We start from the raw sequence: 13193 nt of genomic DNA, 5'->3' as shown, positions 1-13193 counted from the left end.
CGAGAGATCTACCAGGTCCTGACCACACCCAGCACCACACCAATCACCGCCGAGCAGCTCACCACCGCTGCTTGACATCCATAAGAGCATCCCCGCACCAGCCCCGCACCGGCCCCGCACCGGACCCGCCGCGGCGGCCGCCCCTCGGGCGTCCGCCGCGGAAACCCGTTCCCCCGACCGCCGGGTCGGGGGCATGATGACCGGATGAACCGCACCGACCAGCAGCTTTCCCGCCAACGCTTCCACGTCATCGTGCTGTCGAACTTCGCCCGGGGCTTCGACAAGTACGCGCTCAGCTACGGCAAGGCGGGCATCCCGGAGAGCACCTTCCCGGACCGGTTCCACCTGCTGACCCGCGCGGAACTGGGCATCGGCACCGCCAAGGCCGGCCGGTTGCTGGAACGGCTGGCGATACCGGGCGACCGGCTGCTGGTGCTGGAGACCGACGTCGACCCCGCCGAGTTGCGCCCCAACGAGGGCACCGGCCTCGGCGCGGAACTGCGCGAGGACCGGATCCGGCTGACCGCCGTCCACGAACTCGACCCGGCCGCACCGGACGGGGCGCGGCCCGCCCTGCGCCCCACCACCGTCGAGGACGCGATGGCCGCCTCGCTGAGCCTGCACCCGCGGCTCGGCGACTACGCCGACCTGCGGCCGCGCTCGGTCTCCGTCCTGCCGGTCGCCGCCGCCTGCCAGGCCAAGTGCGCGTTCTGCTTCTCCGCCGCCTCCATCTCCAGCGACCAGCCACCCGCCCGCGTCCCCTGGGAGACGGTCGGCGCCTGGCTGGAACGCGGCCGCGCCGCGGGCGCCGAACGGGCGGTGATCACCGGCGGCGGCGAACCCACCCTGCTCCCGTTCGACCAGCAGGTGCGACTGGTCGCCGCCTGCGCCGCCGCCTTCCCCAAGACCGTCCTGATCAGCAACGCCCACAACCTGGCCAAGCTGGCCCCCGCCGAGCGCGCCGACCGGCTGGCCGACCTCGCCGCCGCCGGCCTGAGCGTCCTCGCCGTCTCCCGGCACCACCAGGACGACGAGGTCAGCGAACGGCTGATGGCCCTGCGCACCCCCGTCGGCGAGGTCGTCGACACCTGGCGCGCGGGACGCGAACGCTGGCCCGGACTGCGGCTGCGACTGATCTGCGTCCTCCAGCACGGCGGCGTCGCCGACGAGGCGGGCGTCGCCGACTACCTCTCCTGGGCCGCCGCGCACGGCGTCGGGGAAGTCTGCTTCAAGGAGCTCTACGTCTCCACCAGCACCGAATCGCTCTACCACGACCACGCCGCCAACCGCTGGAGCCGCGACCACCAGGTCCCGCTCGCCGTCGTCACCCGCTTCGCCGAGCGGCACGGCTTCACCCGGACCGACAGCCTGCCCTGGGGCGCCCCCGTCTTCGCCGGCGAATGGGACGGACACCCGATCCGGATCGCCGCCTACACCGAGCCCAGCCTGCTCTGGGAACGCACCCACGGCCTCGTCCGCAGCTGGAACGTGCTCGCCGACGGCCGCTGCTACGCCTCGCTGGAGGACCGGGCCAGCGAGATCACCGGCGGGAGCGGCGGCGGGGTCACCGGCGCGAGCGGCGGCACGGCCGGTGCCGTGACCGGCGGCGCGACCGGCGACGTGATCACCATCGGGACCAGCATCGGGACCAGGATCGGGACCGCCGGCGGGACCGGCGCGGAAGGCGTGACGGCGTGAACCACCAGGAGCACCAGGCGTTCCGGCAGCAGCGGCTGCAAGCCGACCCGTCGCTGTTGGACGCCGCCGAGACCAACCTGTACCGGGCGCTCGCCCCGCTGCGCCCCGAACCGGCGGACGGAGCGGAACCGGCGGACGGAGCGGAACCGGCGGACGGGACGGACGGGGGTACCGTCCGCACGGTGTACCGCTGCGACCTGGCCCGCACCTGGCTGCGCCGCTACGGCCTGCCCGAGCAGTGGTCGCGCCGCGCCCTGGTCAGCCGCGGCGTCCGGCACGGCCTCGACCTGGTCTTCCGGCACCTGGACGCGGTCGGGGCCCGGCTCTGGCTGCCCGCCGACGTCTACCCGGTCTACTTCGAGCTGGCCCGCGCCGCCGGACTGGCCCCCGACAGCTACCCGACGCTGCCCGCCCCCGTCCTGCCGCAGGCCCCGCCGGACGGCGAGCGCCCCGAGTACCTGCTGCTGGCCAACCCCAGCAAGCCGCTCGGACGGTACCTCACCGACCCCGAGTGCACCGGACTGGCCGACTGGCTGCGCGGCTCCCCGCACCGCCGCCTGCTGATCGACACCGTCTACGACCTGGACACCCCGTTCGCCCCCGGCACCCGGCGGCTGCTGGACACCGGCCGCGCCGTCCTGCTGCACTCGGTCACCAAGGGCTGGCTGCACCCCCGCACCTTCGGCATCGTCCTGCTCGGCCCGGACGACACCGCGATCGCCGAGGCGTTCCGCGGCGACCCGCCCGGCCAGGCCCGACTCCGGCTGGCCGAGAGCCTGCTGACCGAGCACGCGGACACCCCGCGGCAGGTCGCCGCCGCCCTGGCCGCCCGCGCCGAACGGCTGCTGGAGCGGCTCCCGGCCGACGTCCGGGCCGGGATCCCCGAGGCGGCCCGCACCAGCCCCGGCAACTACTTCTTCCCGGTGGACACCCCCGCCGGGACCCTGCTGGCCGAGCACGGCCTGCTCGCGATCCCGGCCACCGTCTTCGGCGACACCCCCTGGACCGGCTCCGTCCTGACCAGCCTCGCCGACCCCTTCGCCCCCGACCCTTCCCCCGCCGCCGCCATCACCGCCCCCGCCCCCGCCACCGCCATCACCGCCCCCGCTCCGGAGAACGCCCGATGAAACCGCTGCAGGACCTCGCCGTGTACGACGACGCGGAGTTCTACGACCACGAGTTCGCCACCCGCGGCCACGACGTCCCGTTCTTCCTCGACCGGGCCGTCCGGGCCGACGGCCCGGTGCTGGAGGTCGCCTGCGGCACCGGGCGGATCACCCTGCCGATCGCCCGCGCGGGCGTCGACGTCACCGGCCTCGACGTGATGCCCAGCATGCTCGCGCTGGCCCGCCGCCGCTCCGCCGCCGAGGGCCTGCCCGTCGAGTGGCTCGAACAGGACTGCCGCGCCATCCGCACCGACCGCCGCTACGCCCTGGTCTTCTCCGCCACCAACGCGATGCAGCACCTGCACGACCTGGACTCCGTGCTCGCCTTCCTCACCTCCGCGCGCGAGGTGCTGCGTCCCGGCGGCACGCTGGTCCTGGACGTGTTCAACCCCGCCCCGGCCAAGCTCACCCGGCTCCCCGACGCGCCCTACCACCACAAGTCGGTCACCGACCTGGACGGCACCCGGCTCGACGTCCGGGCGGCCACCGGCTACGACGCGGCCACCCAGGTGCTGCACTTCACCCTCGACTACCTGCGCGAGGGCGAGAGCGTCCGCACCAAGAAGGTCAGCATGCGCTGCTTCTTCCCCGAGGAACTGCTCGCCCTGTGCCGGCTGGCCGGCCTGGACGTCGTGCACCGCCAGGGGGACTACGACGGCTCCCCGTTCACCGGCGCCTCGCCCAAGCAGATCCTGACCTGCCGGGCGAGCACCGGCAACGGGCCGCACTGACACGGGACTTCACCGACCCGGGGCTTCACCGGCGTGGGGCTTCACCGGCCCGGGGCTTCACCGGCGCGGGAGCCGGGCCCCGGCCGGGAGCACCGTGTACGGCAGCGGGTCGAAGCCGTTGAAGCCTTGCGTCAGGTAGCTGACCGCGTAGGCGCCGCTGGACAGGATCCACACCGGGTCGCCGGAGGCCACCGCCCGGGGCACCGGCACCCGGCCGGTCGCGTACCCGTGCGGGAACGCGTCGTCGCTGTCGCAGGTCGGGCCCGCGACCACGGCCGGGACGCACTCCGGGTCCGGGTGGGTCGGGAAGACCAGCCGGTACTGCAACTGGTCCATCTCGTACAGCCCGTTGTACTTGCCGCAGCCGAGGTAGAGCCAGTGCTCCCGCTCGCCGTCCGGCTGCTGGCGGTCCGTCAGCCGGTAGACCCGGGTGCGGATCGCGCCCTGGTCGGCGACCAGGTGGCGGCCGGGCTCCAGCACGAAGTCGAGGTCGCCGCCGTGCAGTCGGCGCAGCCCGTCGAGGCCCTGCCGGACGGTCCGGAAGATCTCGGCGAGCGGCGGCTCCAGGGCGGTGCCGTGCCGGTCCACGTACCCCAGGGCGGGCAGGCCGCCGCCGAGGTTGACGTGGTCGGGCCTGATCCCGCGCCGCCGGAGCTCCACCAGCACCTCGCCGATCAGCTCGAAGGCCGCCGTCCACGCCTTGGCGGTCAGCTGCTGCGAGCCGACGTGCACCGAGAGCCCGGCCGGGGTCAGCCCGGCCGCCCGGGCCGCCGTCAGCACCTCGACGGCGTCCGCCGGGGAGCAGCCGAACTTGCGGCTCAGGCCCCAGAGCGCGCCCTCGCCGCTGGTCGCGATCCGGCAGAACACCCGGGCGCCCGGGGCGTGTTCGGCGATCGCGGCGACGTCCGGGAGGCTGTCGGTGGCGAAGTCCCGGACGCCCCGGCGGTACGCCTCGGCGATGCCCTGGTCCGACTTGACGGTGTTGCCGAAGTGCACCCGGTCGACCGGCACGCCGGTGCGGAGCGCCTGGACGATCTCGTTCGGGCTGGCGGCGTCGAAGCCGGCGCCGAGCGCGGCCAGTTCGGCCAGCACCTCGTCCACCGGGCACGCCTTCAGCGCGAACCGGACGTCGACGCCCGGGAGTTCGTCCAGCAGCGCGGTGTAGGCGCGGGTGATGCCGGCCAGGTCGTAGAAGATCCGGTCGTCGGTGGCCCCGGCCAGCGCGGAGCGCAGCGCGGGGCTGAGGGCGCCGGGGGAGGGGGCGCCGGGGGAGGGGGTGCCGGGGCCGGGGCCGTCGGGGGAGCGGGTGTCGTCGGTGCGGGAGCCGGGTGCGGCGGTCAGGTTCACCGGTCCCGGTCCTCGCGCTGCGGGGTCACCGTGGTCGGGTGCTTCACCACTTCCCGTACGGCGTCGCGCAGTTGGTCGCGGTGCGGTTGCAGGGCGCGGTCCAGCGCGGGGGCGAACGGCAGCACGGTGCCGTCCGGCCGGGTGATCCGCCGGGGCGGGGCGACCAGGCGCATGCCCTCGGCGGCGGTGGCCAGCACCTCGGCGCCGATGCCGCAGCTGCGGTTGGAGTCGTCGATGACGACCAGCCGCCCGGTGCGTTCCAGCGAGGCGGCCAGCGCCGTCCAGTCGAAGGGGTACAGGGTGCGCGGGTCGAACACCTCGACGGAGACCTCGGGGGCGAGTTCCGCCGCGACGGCCAGCGCGTCGTGCACCAGGTGGCCGACGGCGACCACGGTGACGTCGGTGCCGGCGCGGTGGATCCGGGCCTCGCCGAGCGGGACCGGCGCCAGCTCCCAGGTGACGGTCTCCCGCACCGGCAGCGCGGCCGCCGGGGCGAACACCACCACCGGGTCCGGGTCGGCGATCGCCGAGCGCAGCAGCCCGTAGGCGTCGGTGGGCGTGGCCGGGACGACGGTCTTCACCCCGGCGTGCGCGAACAGGCCGTAGGGGTGGTCGGAGTGCTGTCCTGCCCAGCCGTCCCGGGAGCCGGAGCCCGGCACCAGGCAGGTCAGCGGGACGCCGGCCTGGCCGCCGGTCATCAGCGAGAACTTGTGTGCCTGGTTGACGAGTTGCTCGAAGACCAGGAACAGCAGCGAGGGGATCTGGAACTCGATCACCGGCCGCCGCCCGGTCAGTGCGGCGCCGATCGCCATCGAGGTGAACGCCTGCTCGGAGAGCGGGGTGTCGACGATCCGGCCGGGGCCGAAGCGGTCGAGCAGGTTGAGGGTGGGGCCGGCCAGGCCGGCGCCGATGTCCTCGCCGAACACGCAGACCGCAGGGTCAGCGGCGAGGGCGTCGGTGAGCGCCCGGTTGAGCGCCTTGGTGTAGGAGAGCCTCATCCGCCGTACCCCGCCCTCGGACGCAGCCCGTCGGCGTACAGGTGGTCCAACGCCCTTTCCGGTGAAGGGTGTTCGGAGGCGAGGGCGAACTCCCGCGCGGCGTCCAGCTGTTGCTGCACCGAGGCGTCCAACTGCCCGGCCAGGCCGGGCGGCAGGAGGGCGGCGGCGCGCGGCAGCGGGTCGAGGGTGCGCCGGTCGGCGACCTCCTCGGGGGTGCGGTAGCGCAGTTTCATCAGCCGTTCCATGGTGTGGTGGCCCTCGAAGCGGTAGGTGTGGCACTCCAGGAAGCCGGGACCGCCGCCGTGCGCCGCCCGCTCGACGGCCTCGGCGGCCGCCGCGCGGACCGCCTCGGTGTCCATCCCGTCCACCTCGGCGGCCGGGATCCCGAAGGCGGCGGCCCGGCCGGTGGCGCTGCCCGCCACCGCGGTGGCGGCGGGCAGCGTGGTCGCGTACCCGTTGTTCTCGCAGACGAACAGCACCGGCAGCCGCCACATCGCGGCCAGGTTGAAGGACTCCAGCAGGACGCCCTGGTTGAGCGCGCCGTCGCCGAAGAAGGCGACCGCGACCCGGTCCTCACCGGCCTGCCGGGCCGACCAGGCCGCGCCGACCGCGATCGCGCCGCCCGCGCCGACCATGCCGTTGGCGCCCAGGATGCCCAGTGAGAAGTCCGCTGCGTGCATCGAGCCGCCCCGGCCCTTGTTCAACCCGCCCGTGCGGCCCAGGAGTTCGGCCAGCAGCCGGTCCGGGGCGGCACCCCGGGCGAGCACGTGGCCGTGGCCCCGGTGGGTGGAGGTGATCCGGTCCTGCGGGCGCAGCGCCGCGCAGACGCCGACCGCCACCGCCTCCTGCCCGATGTACGGGTGGATGCCGCCGGTGATCTCCCCGGACCGCACCAGGCCGAGCGCGAGCTCCTCGAAGCCGCGGATCAGCCGCAGCATCCGGTACCGCCCGGCGGGGGAGCCCAGGTCGGCCGGATCGTGCCGGGTCGCCGACCGGGTCACCGGGCTCCCCGCCAGATCACCGGGCAGAACTCGGGGTCGGCGTAGTCGGGGCGGCCGTCGGCGGTGCGCCGGACCAGCACGTCGTGGTTGTAGGAGGCGGGGGAGCCGTCCGGGCGGGTGGCGGGCCGGTACTCGTTGGCGCCGTCCTGCAGGTGCAGCGAGATCGCCCGGCGCGGAACGTCGGCCAGGTTGGCGCCGCTGCCGTGGTAGGTCCGGCAGTGGTGGAAGCTGACGTGCCCCTTCGGGATGACCACCGGGACCTTGCGGACCTCGGCGCCGTTGTGGGCGGCGTTGGCGGCCAGGATCGACTCCAGTTCGGAGCGGTCGCGCTGGGCGAAGTGCCGGGTGGCGTCCTCCCGGGAGGGCAGCTCCTCCCAGCGGTTGCTGCCGTCGACCATGGTGATGGTGCCCATCTCCACCCCGCAGTCGTGGAACGGGATGAACGCGGTCAGCATCTCCTCCGAGGAGGAGGTGTGCCAGTAGTGCTTGTCGAAGTGCCACGGCACCTGGTTGGAGGGCTCCTCGGGCACCGGCGGCTTGAGGATCAGGGTCGACTGGAAGATCCGGATCTCCTCGGCCCCGGCGAGCAGCGCGGCGACCGCGCCGACCAGCGGCTTGCGCAGGATCGCGGCGATCGCGTCGCTCTCGTAGTGCACGTAGTCGTTGTGCCGCTGCACCGGCCCGTGCGCGGGCTCCCAGGCGGCCAGCCGCGGCGGCCGGACGGGCAGGGTGCGGTCCCGGTGGCCCTCGTAGTAGTCGTCGGTGGCGGCCCGGAGGGTGTCGACCTCCTGGTCGGTGAACAGCTTCCCGGAGAGGTACCAGCCGTGCTCGCGGTAGCCGGCCACCTCCTCGGGGGTGGGCAGCAGGGCGGTCTCGGCCTCGGTCAGGACGAACGCGGGGGCGGTGGTCACGGGGCGTGCCTCCTCGGCGGGGTGGTCGGGCGGGCGGTCGGGCTGGTCAGGCGGTCGGGCGGGCGGTCGGGCCGGTCAGGCGGAGGCGGTGGCGCGCTGGCGCTCGACGGCCTCGTAGAGGGCCTTGATGTTGGCGGTGCCGAAGGTGCCCGCGCCCTGGCGCTCGATCACCTCCAGGAAGAAGGTCCGCCGGGGGTGGGTGGAGCGGGCGAAGATCTGGAACAGCTGGCCGCCGTGGTCCTGGTCGACCAGGACGTTCAGCTCGCGCAGCGTCTCCACCGGGATCGCGGTGCCGCCGAGCCGCTCGGCCAGGCCGTCGTAGTAGGCGCCCGGGGTGCTGAGGAACTCGACGCCGTGCGCGCTCGCGGTGCGCACCGCGGTGGCGATGTCGCCGGTGCGGAAGGCCAGGTGCTGGACACCCGCGCCGTCGTGGTCGGCCAGGAAGGTGTCGATCTGCCCGGCCCGGCGGCCGGTGTCCGGCTCGATCAGGGTGAAGGTGACGTCCCCGGAGGGGCTCTGCACCACGCTGGAGTCCATCGCCTGCTCGCCGACCGCGATGTACTCGCCGAAGATCCGGTGCATGCCGAGCGCGGCCTCGCAGAACAGCACGGCCCGCGCCAGCTCCCCGGCGGGGACGCACACCGCGACGTGGTCGAGGGCGTCCAGCAGTTCGCCGCCGGCGGACTCCGGGGCGTCCGGCAGCGGGACGAAGCGCAGCGCGGTGTCGCCGAACCCGGCGATCAGCGCGCCGTCCCGGTCCAGCACCTCGGCGCCGTGCCGCTCGGCGCGCTCCAGCGCGGCCGCCGGGTCGGCGCAGCCGAGCGCCAGCACGGCCACGCCCTCGCCGTGCCGCTCGACGTAGCGGGCCACCGGGTGGTCGGTGTTCTCGCTGGAGTGCAGCCGCATCCGGATGCTGCCCTGGTGGAGGTGGACGGCCCGGACCCCGGGCTTCCAGGCCGGCTGCTCGGCGTCGCGCCGGAAGCCGAAGCCGGTCTGCAGTTCGGTGGCGGTCCGCGCGGCGTCCGCGCAGTGGTACTCGACATGGGTGATCGTCTGGATCGACAACGTGACTCCCTGAAAGCGGAGTGGAGAGCGGAGTGGCCGGCCGGGGCGAACGGGCCGTTCGGTCGGCCTACTTGGCGGTGCGGGTGGGCGTCGGCCCGAATACCAGGCTGGTGTTGTGGCCGCCGAACGCGAACGCGTTGCTGAGCGCGGCCCGCAGCCGGACCGGCCGGGCGGCGCCGCGGACGTGGTCCAGGTCGCAGGCCGGGTCGGGCTCGTCCAGGTTGAGGGTCGGCGGGAGCAGGCCGCGGGCCACCGCCAGCGCGGTCACGGCGGCCTCCACCGCCCCGGCCGCGCCCAGCAGGTGGCCGGTGGCGCCCTTGGTGGAGCTGACGGCGGGCCGGTGCGCGCCGAACACGGCGTTCAGCGCGGCCGATTCGGCGAGGTCGCCGAGCTTGGTGCCGGTGCCGTGCGCGTTGACGTAGCCGATGTCGGCGGCGGCCAGCCCGGCGTTGGCCAGGGCGGCGCGCATCGCGTCGGCGGCGCCCGAGCCGTCCGGGCGCGGCATCGTCGGGTGGTGGGCGTCGGTGCTGGAGCCCCAGCCGACCAGTTCGGCGTACCCGGCCGCGCCGCGGGCCTCGGCGTGCTCGACGCTCTCCAGCACCAGCACGGCGCTGCCGTCGCCCAGCACGAAGCCGTTGCGGCGGGCGTCGAACGGCCGGGACGCCTGCGCCGGATCGTCCCAACCCTGGGACAGCGCACGGGCGTTGGTGAAGGCCGAGACGATCGTCGGGTGCAGCGAGGCGTCCGTCCCACCGCACACCACCACGTCCGCGTCACCGGCCCGGATCAGCCGCAGCCCCTCGGCCACCGCCTGGGCGCCGGCCGCGCAGGCCGTCACGATCGCGGTGCTGAAGCCCCGGATGCCGTGCTTGATCGCGATCCGGGCGGTCGCCATGTTGGAGAGCATCCCGGGCAGCAGGTACGGGCTGACGCCGGGACGGCCGCGCTCCTGGCGGCGGCGCGCCTGCTCCTCGTAGGTCTCCAGGCCGCCGCCGCCGGTGCCCAGCACCACGGCGGTGCGCCGGGCGTCGGCGTCGCGGCCGACCACCAGCGCGGCGTCGGCCAGCGCGGCGTCCGCGGCGGCCATCGCCAGCAGCGCGAAGCGGTCCACGCAGCGGGTCTCGGTCGGCGGCAGCACCTCCCGGCCGTCGACGTGCGGGGCGATCCCGGCGGCGGGCAGCCAGCCGTGCGCCACGTGGCCCTCGGGGACGGCGGTGATGCCGCTGCGCCCGGAGGTCAGCGCCTCGAAGACCTCGCCGGGCTCGCGGCCGAGCGAGGTGACCATCCCGATGCCGGTGACGACGGCGCCCGGCCGTCCGGCCCGGGTCACCGGGCCCCCGCCGAGGTCATCGCGGCGAGGTGGCGCTCGCGCAGCAGCACCTTGCGGACCTTGCCGGTCGGGCCGAGCGGGAGATCGGCCTCGTCGACCACCAGGACCGAGCGGACGGTGGCGGCGGTGGGCCCGTCGAGCGCCGCCAGCACCTCGGCGGTGCGGTCGGCGTTCCGGTCGGCGCCGTCCGCGAGGATCAGCAGCACGTCGGTGACCACCCGCTCGCCGTCCCGGAAGGAGACCACGGTGCAGTCCTGCACGCCGGGGACGTCGGCCAGCACCCGCTCCTCGGACATCGCGGTGTACAGCCGCCGCCCGTCGCCGAGGTCGACCGCGTCGACCAGCCGGTCGACGTGGTAGTAGTAGCCGTCCTCGTCCCGGTACATCAGGTCGCCGGTGAGGAAGCGGCCGCGCAGCCGGGTCCGGTAGGTGGTGACCGAGTCGTTCCAGTAGCCGGGCGCCAACGTCGGTGAGGCGGTGGCGAGTTCGCCGACCTCGCCCGGGCCGAGCGGCGCGCCGTCCGGGCCCACCACCTCGCAGTCCACGAAGGTGTGCGGGCGGCCCACGCAGCGGCCGTACTTCTCGGTGCCGGGGGCGTGGGTGATGTGGAAGTGCGAGTGGCCCATCTCGGTGGAGCCCAGGCCGTCGACGAACACCGAGCCCGCCAGCCGGCCGCGGCCCTCGCGGGTGACGGTCTCGCGCGAGCCCTGCGCGATCAGCCGGCGGATGTGCGCCTCGTGCGCGCAGTCGCCGGTGTTCCACCACAGGCCGACCGAGGACAGGTCGCGGGCGGCGAGGTCCTGCCGGGCCAGGTCGGCCCAGGTGGTGGCGAAGCCGAACACGCTCTGCGGCCGCCAGCCCTCGATCGCGTCCAGCACGGCCGGGCCGGTCTGCCGGGAGATCAGGTGCAGCCGGGAGTCGAAGCTGAGCGCCAGGTTGAGCGTGATCAGCGTCGCGGCGTGCGCGGCCGGCAGCGCGCTGAGCACCCGGTCGATGCCCTGCGGGCGGGGCAGCGCGGCGCGGTGCCGGATCGACGCGTACAGGCTGGCGTGCGAGTGCACCACCGCCTTGGGCATCCCGGTGGTGCCGGAGGAGTGGGTGATCGCGATCGGGTCGTCCGCGTGGTGCCGGTACGGGGCGGGCGCCGACTCCGGGTCGGCGGAGCCGAGGTCGGCGGCGTCGGCGAGCACCGGGGCCGCCGGGTCGTGCCCGGCCAGTGCGGCCCGGTGCGCGGGGTCGGTGAGGATGCCGACGGCGCCGAGCCGGGCGATGTAGCGGGCCGCGCGCTCGCCCTCGACCCCGGGGTTGAGCAGCGCCGGGATCGCGCCGAGCCGGGCCAGCGCCAGGAAGGACAGCACCTGGTCGGCGGCGGCGGTCGCGTACACCACCACCGCGTCCCGCTCGCCCACCCCGAGGGCGTGCAGCGCGGCGGCCCGGGCCCGCACCGCGCGGTCGAGCTCGCGCAGGGTCAGCGCCTGCCCGGCCGGGCGGCCGTCCACCGGGGTGTCGAAGGAGAGCAGCGGGACGTCGAGACCGAGGCCCAGGGCGATCCTGCTGGTCAACACGTTCCCGGCGCCGACGTCCGGGTCGTTCGCCAGGAGGCTGCGGATACTGCGGATGCTCACGGTGTGGATCCCTCCCACGGACCACGGCGCTGGCCGTGCGGGTGCGGTGCGGCGTCCGGGGACGCGTACGGACGGGCGGTCGGAAAGGCGGGCGGTCGGAAAGACGCGCGGAAAGCGGGGCAGGCGGAAAGCGGGACGGGCGGGAAGGCGGGCGGTCGGAAAGACGGGCGGAAAGCGGGGCAGGCGGGAAGGCGGGCGGTCGGGAAGCGGGGTGCGCGCGGTCAGCCGGCGGTGACCAGGACGGCGGTGGCGTGGCCGGTGCCCCCGGCCGCACCGGGCTCCCCGGCGGGCCGTTCGGTTCGCTCCGCCAGCTCGGCGGTGATCACCAGGACCTGGTCGGCGTCGCCGTCGGCCAGCAGCAGGGCGGCCGACTCCAGTGCGTCCGGCGGGAGTTCACCGGGAGCGGCGGCCTCCAGCGGGCTGATCGCGACGACCGGGCCGGTCAGCTGCCAGCGGGCGGCGACGTGCCCGAGGACGGCGTTCGGGTTGGACTGGAAGAACAGCAGCGGCGGCATCCGGTGCCCTGCGGCGGCGGTGTCGATGGCCAGTGCGGTGGCGCGGTCGCCCCCGGCACTGGCCAGCAGCAGGCCGGTGCGGCGCGGCTCCCCGGATTCCCCGGGGCCGCCGGGTGCTCCGGGTGCTCCGGGTGCTCCGGGTGCTCCGGGTTCGCCGTAGTGGGCGGCCAGGCAGCGCTCGGCGACGGCCGCGACCAGCGGGTTGAAGACCGAGGCGGCGAAGCCGGGCAGCGGGGGCGGCGGTTCGCCGGGCGGCCAGTGCGCGCCGGCCAGGGTGCGCAGCGGGCTCACGCGGCGGCCACCAGGAGTGCGGTGTTGGCGCCGCCGAACGCCGAGTTGAGGCTCAGCGCGCAGCGCGGCGGGGTGCCCGGAAGGTCGGCCGCCCGGTTCTCCACCCGGCCCCCCGCCGAGTTCTCCACCCGGCCCTCCGCCCGGTCGTCCGGCAGGACGAGGTGCAGTTCGACCTCCGGGTCCGGCCCCAGCCAGCCGGCGTTGACCGGCAGTCCTTCGCCGCCCAACGCACCGATGGTGACGGCGAGTTCGAGCAGCGCGGAGGCTTCCAGGGCGTGCCCGTGGACGGACTTGCTGGAGCTCACCGGGAGGGTGGCCAGGGCCGCGCCGAACACCTCGCGCAGCGCCCGTGCCTCCGCCAGGTCGGACATCGGCGAACCGGTGCCGTTGGCGTTGACGTAGTCCACCCCGGCCGGGACGACCCCGGCCCGGGCCAGTGCGGACCGGACGGCCCGGGCCACGCCTGCGCCGTCGGGCCGCGGGCGGCAGACGTGGTGGGCGTCCCCGGAGCGGCC

Annotated in this window: 11 protein-coding genes and 1 pseudogene; 3 read left to right on the top strand and 9 right to left on the bottom strand. The window is 75.3% G+C overall.

Translation table 11 applies throughout. The annotated features are described in order from the left end of the window. Positions 1-204: 204 nt before the first annotated feature. From ACWEO5_RS35240 to ACWEO5_RS35230, 3 genes are read left to right on the top strand one after another with little or no spacing between them, the layout of a single operon-like run. Positions 205-1698 (top strand): radical SAM protein, encoded by a 1494-nt coding sequence (locus ACWEO5_RS35240; RefSeq protein WP_452166192.1) that lies wholly within the window; start codon positions 205-207, stop codon positions 1696-1698. Continuing rightward, positions 1695-2825 carry an aminotransferase class I/II-fold pyridoxal phosphate-dependent enzyme gene (locus tag ACWEO5_RS35235; protein WP_452166191.1) on the top strand — a complete coding sequence of 377 codons (1131 nt, stop codon included), beginning with the start codon at positions 1695-1697 and terminating at the stop codon, positions 2823-2825. The genes ACWEO5_RS35240 and ACWEO5_RS35235 overlap by 4 nt, the downstream gene beginning before the upstream one ends. Continuing rightward, positions 2822-3595: a class I SAM-dependent methyltransferase gene (locus ACWEO5_RS35230; RefSeq protein WP_452166190.1), complete on the top strand. Its 774-nt coding sequence runs from the start codon at positions 2822-2824 to the stop codon at positions 3593-3595. Before ACWEO5_RS35235 ends, ACWEO5_RS35230 begins: the two co-directional genes overlap by 4 nt. A gap of 57 nt (positions 3596-3652) precedes the next feature. Here ACWEO5_RS35230 and ACWEO5_RS35225 read toward each other — a convergent pair whose 3' ends face one another. From ACWEO5_RS35225 to ACWEO5_RS35185, 9 genes and pseudogenes are all read right to left on the bottom strand, one after another. Then, the gene (locus tag ACWEO5_RS35225) at positions 3653-4828 is read right to left on the bottom strand and encodes a type III PLP-dependent enzyme (RefSeq protein ID WP_452166193.1); all 1176 of its coding nucleotides are present in this window, start codon (positions 4826-4828) and stop codon (positions 3653-3655) included. Positions 4829-4938: 110 nt separating this feature from the next. Continuing rightward, the gene (locus tag ACWEO5_RS35220) at positions 4939-5940 is read right to left on the bottom strand and encodes an alpha-ketoacid dehydrogenase subunit beta (RefSeq protein ID WP_452166189.1); all 1002 of its coding nucleotides are present in this window, start codon (positions 5938-5940) and stop codon (positions 4939-4941) included. Further along, positions 5937-6941 carry a thiamine pyrophosphate-dependent dehydrogenase E1 component subunit alpha gene (locus tag ACWEO5_RS35215; protein WP_452166188.1) on the bottom strand — a complete coding sequence of 335 codons (1005 nt, stop codon included), beginning with the start codon at positions 6939-6941 and terminating at the stop codon, positions 5937-5939. Before ACWEO5_RS35215 ends, ACWEO5_RS35220 begins: the two co-directional genes overlap by 4 nt. Then, entirely contained in the window at positions 6938-7852 is a 915-nt protein-coding gene (locus tag ACWEO5_RS35210) for a phytanoyl-CoA dioxygenase family protein (protein ID WP_452166187.1), read from the bottom strand. Before ACWEO5_RS35210 ends, ACWEO5_RS35215 begins: the two co-directional genes overlap by 4 nt. A gap of 75 nt (positions 7853-7927) precedes the next feature. After that, positions 7928-8917, bottom strand: coding sequence for a 4-hydroxyphenylpyruvate dioxygenase (gene hppD, locus ACWEO5_RS35205; protein ID WP_452166186.1), 990 nt, complete (start codon positions 8915-8917; stop codon positions 7928-7930). Between the two features lie 67 nt (positions 8918-8984). After that, a complete protein-coding gene (locus ACWEO5_RS35200; RefSeq protein WP_344552794.1) occupies positions 8985-10247 on the bottom strand; it encodes a beta-ketoacyl-[acyl-carrier-protein] synthase family protein in 1263 nt (420 codons plus the stop codon). Next, entirely contained in the window at positions 10244-11872 is a 1629-nt protein-coding gene (locus ACWEO5_RS35195) for an AMP-binding protein (RefSeq protein ID WP_452166185.1), read from the bottom strand. Before ACWEO5_RS35195 ends, ACWEO5_RS35200 begins: the two co-directional genes overlap by 4 nt. Before the next feature lie 221 nt (positions 11873-12093). Next, the gene (locus ACWEO5_RS35190; protein ID WP_452166184.1) at positions 12094-12678 is read right to left on the bottom strand and encodes a beta-ketoacyl synthase chain length factor; all 585 of its coding nucleotides are present in this window, start codon (positions 12676-12678) and stop codon (positions 12094-12096) included. Then, a pseudogene (locus ACWEO5_RS35185) lies at positions 12675-13193 on the bottom strand (hypothetical protein); the annotation flags it as partial. The pseudogene ACWEO5_RS35185 and the gene ACWEO5_RS35190, both read right to left, overlap by 4 nt.

Source organism: Kitasatospora sp. NPDC004272 (assembly GCF_053603035.1).
Note: the sequence above shows the minus strand (reverse complement) of the source record. Positions and strands in the feature narration are given on the sequence as shown.

What these genes read in the sequence shown, in the direction of transcription:
- ACWEO5_RS35230 (WP_452166190.1), top strand. Translation starts at nt 2,822, where the DNA reads ATGAAACCGCTGCAGGACCTCGCCGTGTACGACGACGCGGAGTTCTAC.
- ACWEO5_RS35220 (WP_452166189.1), bottom strand. Translation starts at nt 5,940, where the DNA reads ATGAGGCTCTCCTACACCAAGGCGCTCAACCGGGCGCTCACCGACGCC.
- ACWEO5_RS35240 (WP_452166192.1), top strand. Translation starts at nt 205, where the DNA reads ATGAACCGCACCGACCAGCAGCTTTCCCGCCAACGCTTCCACGTCATC.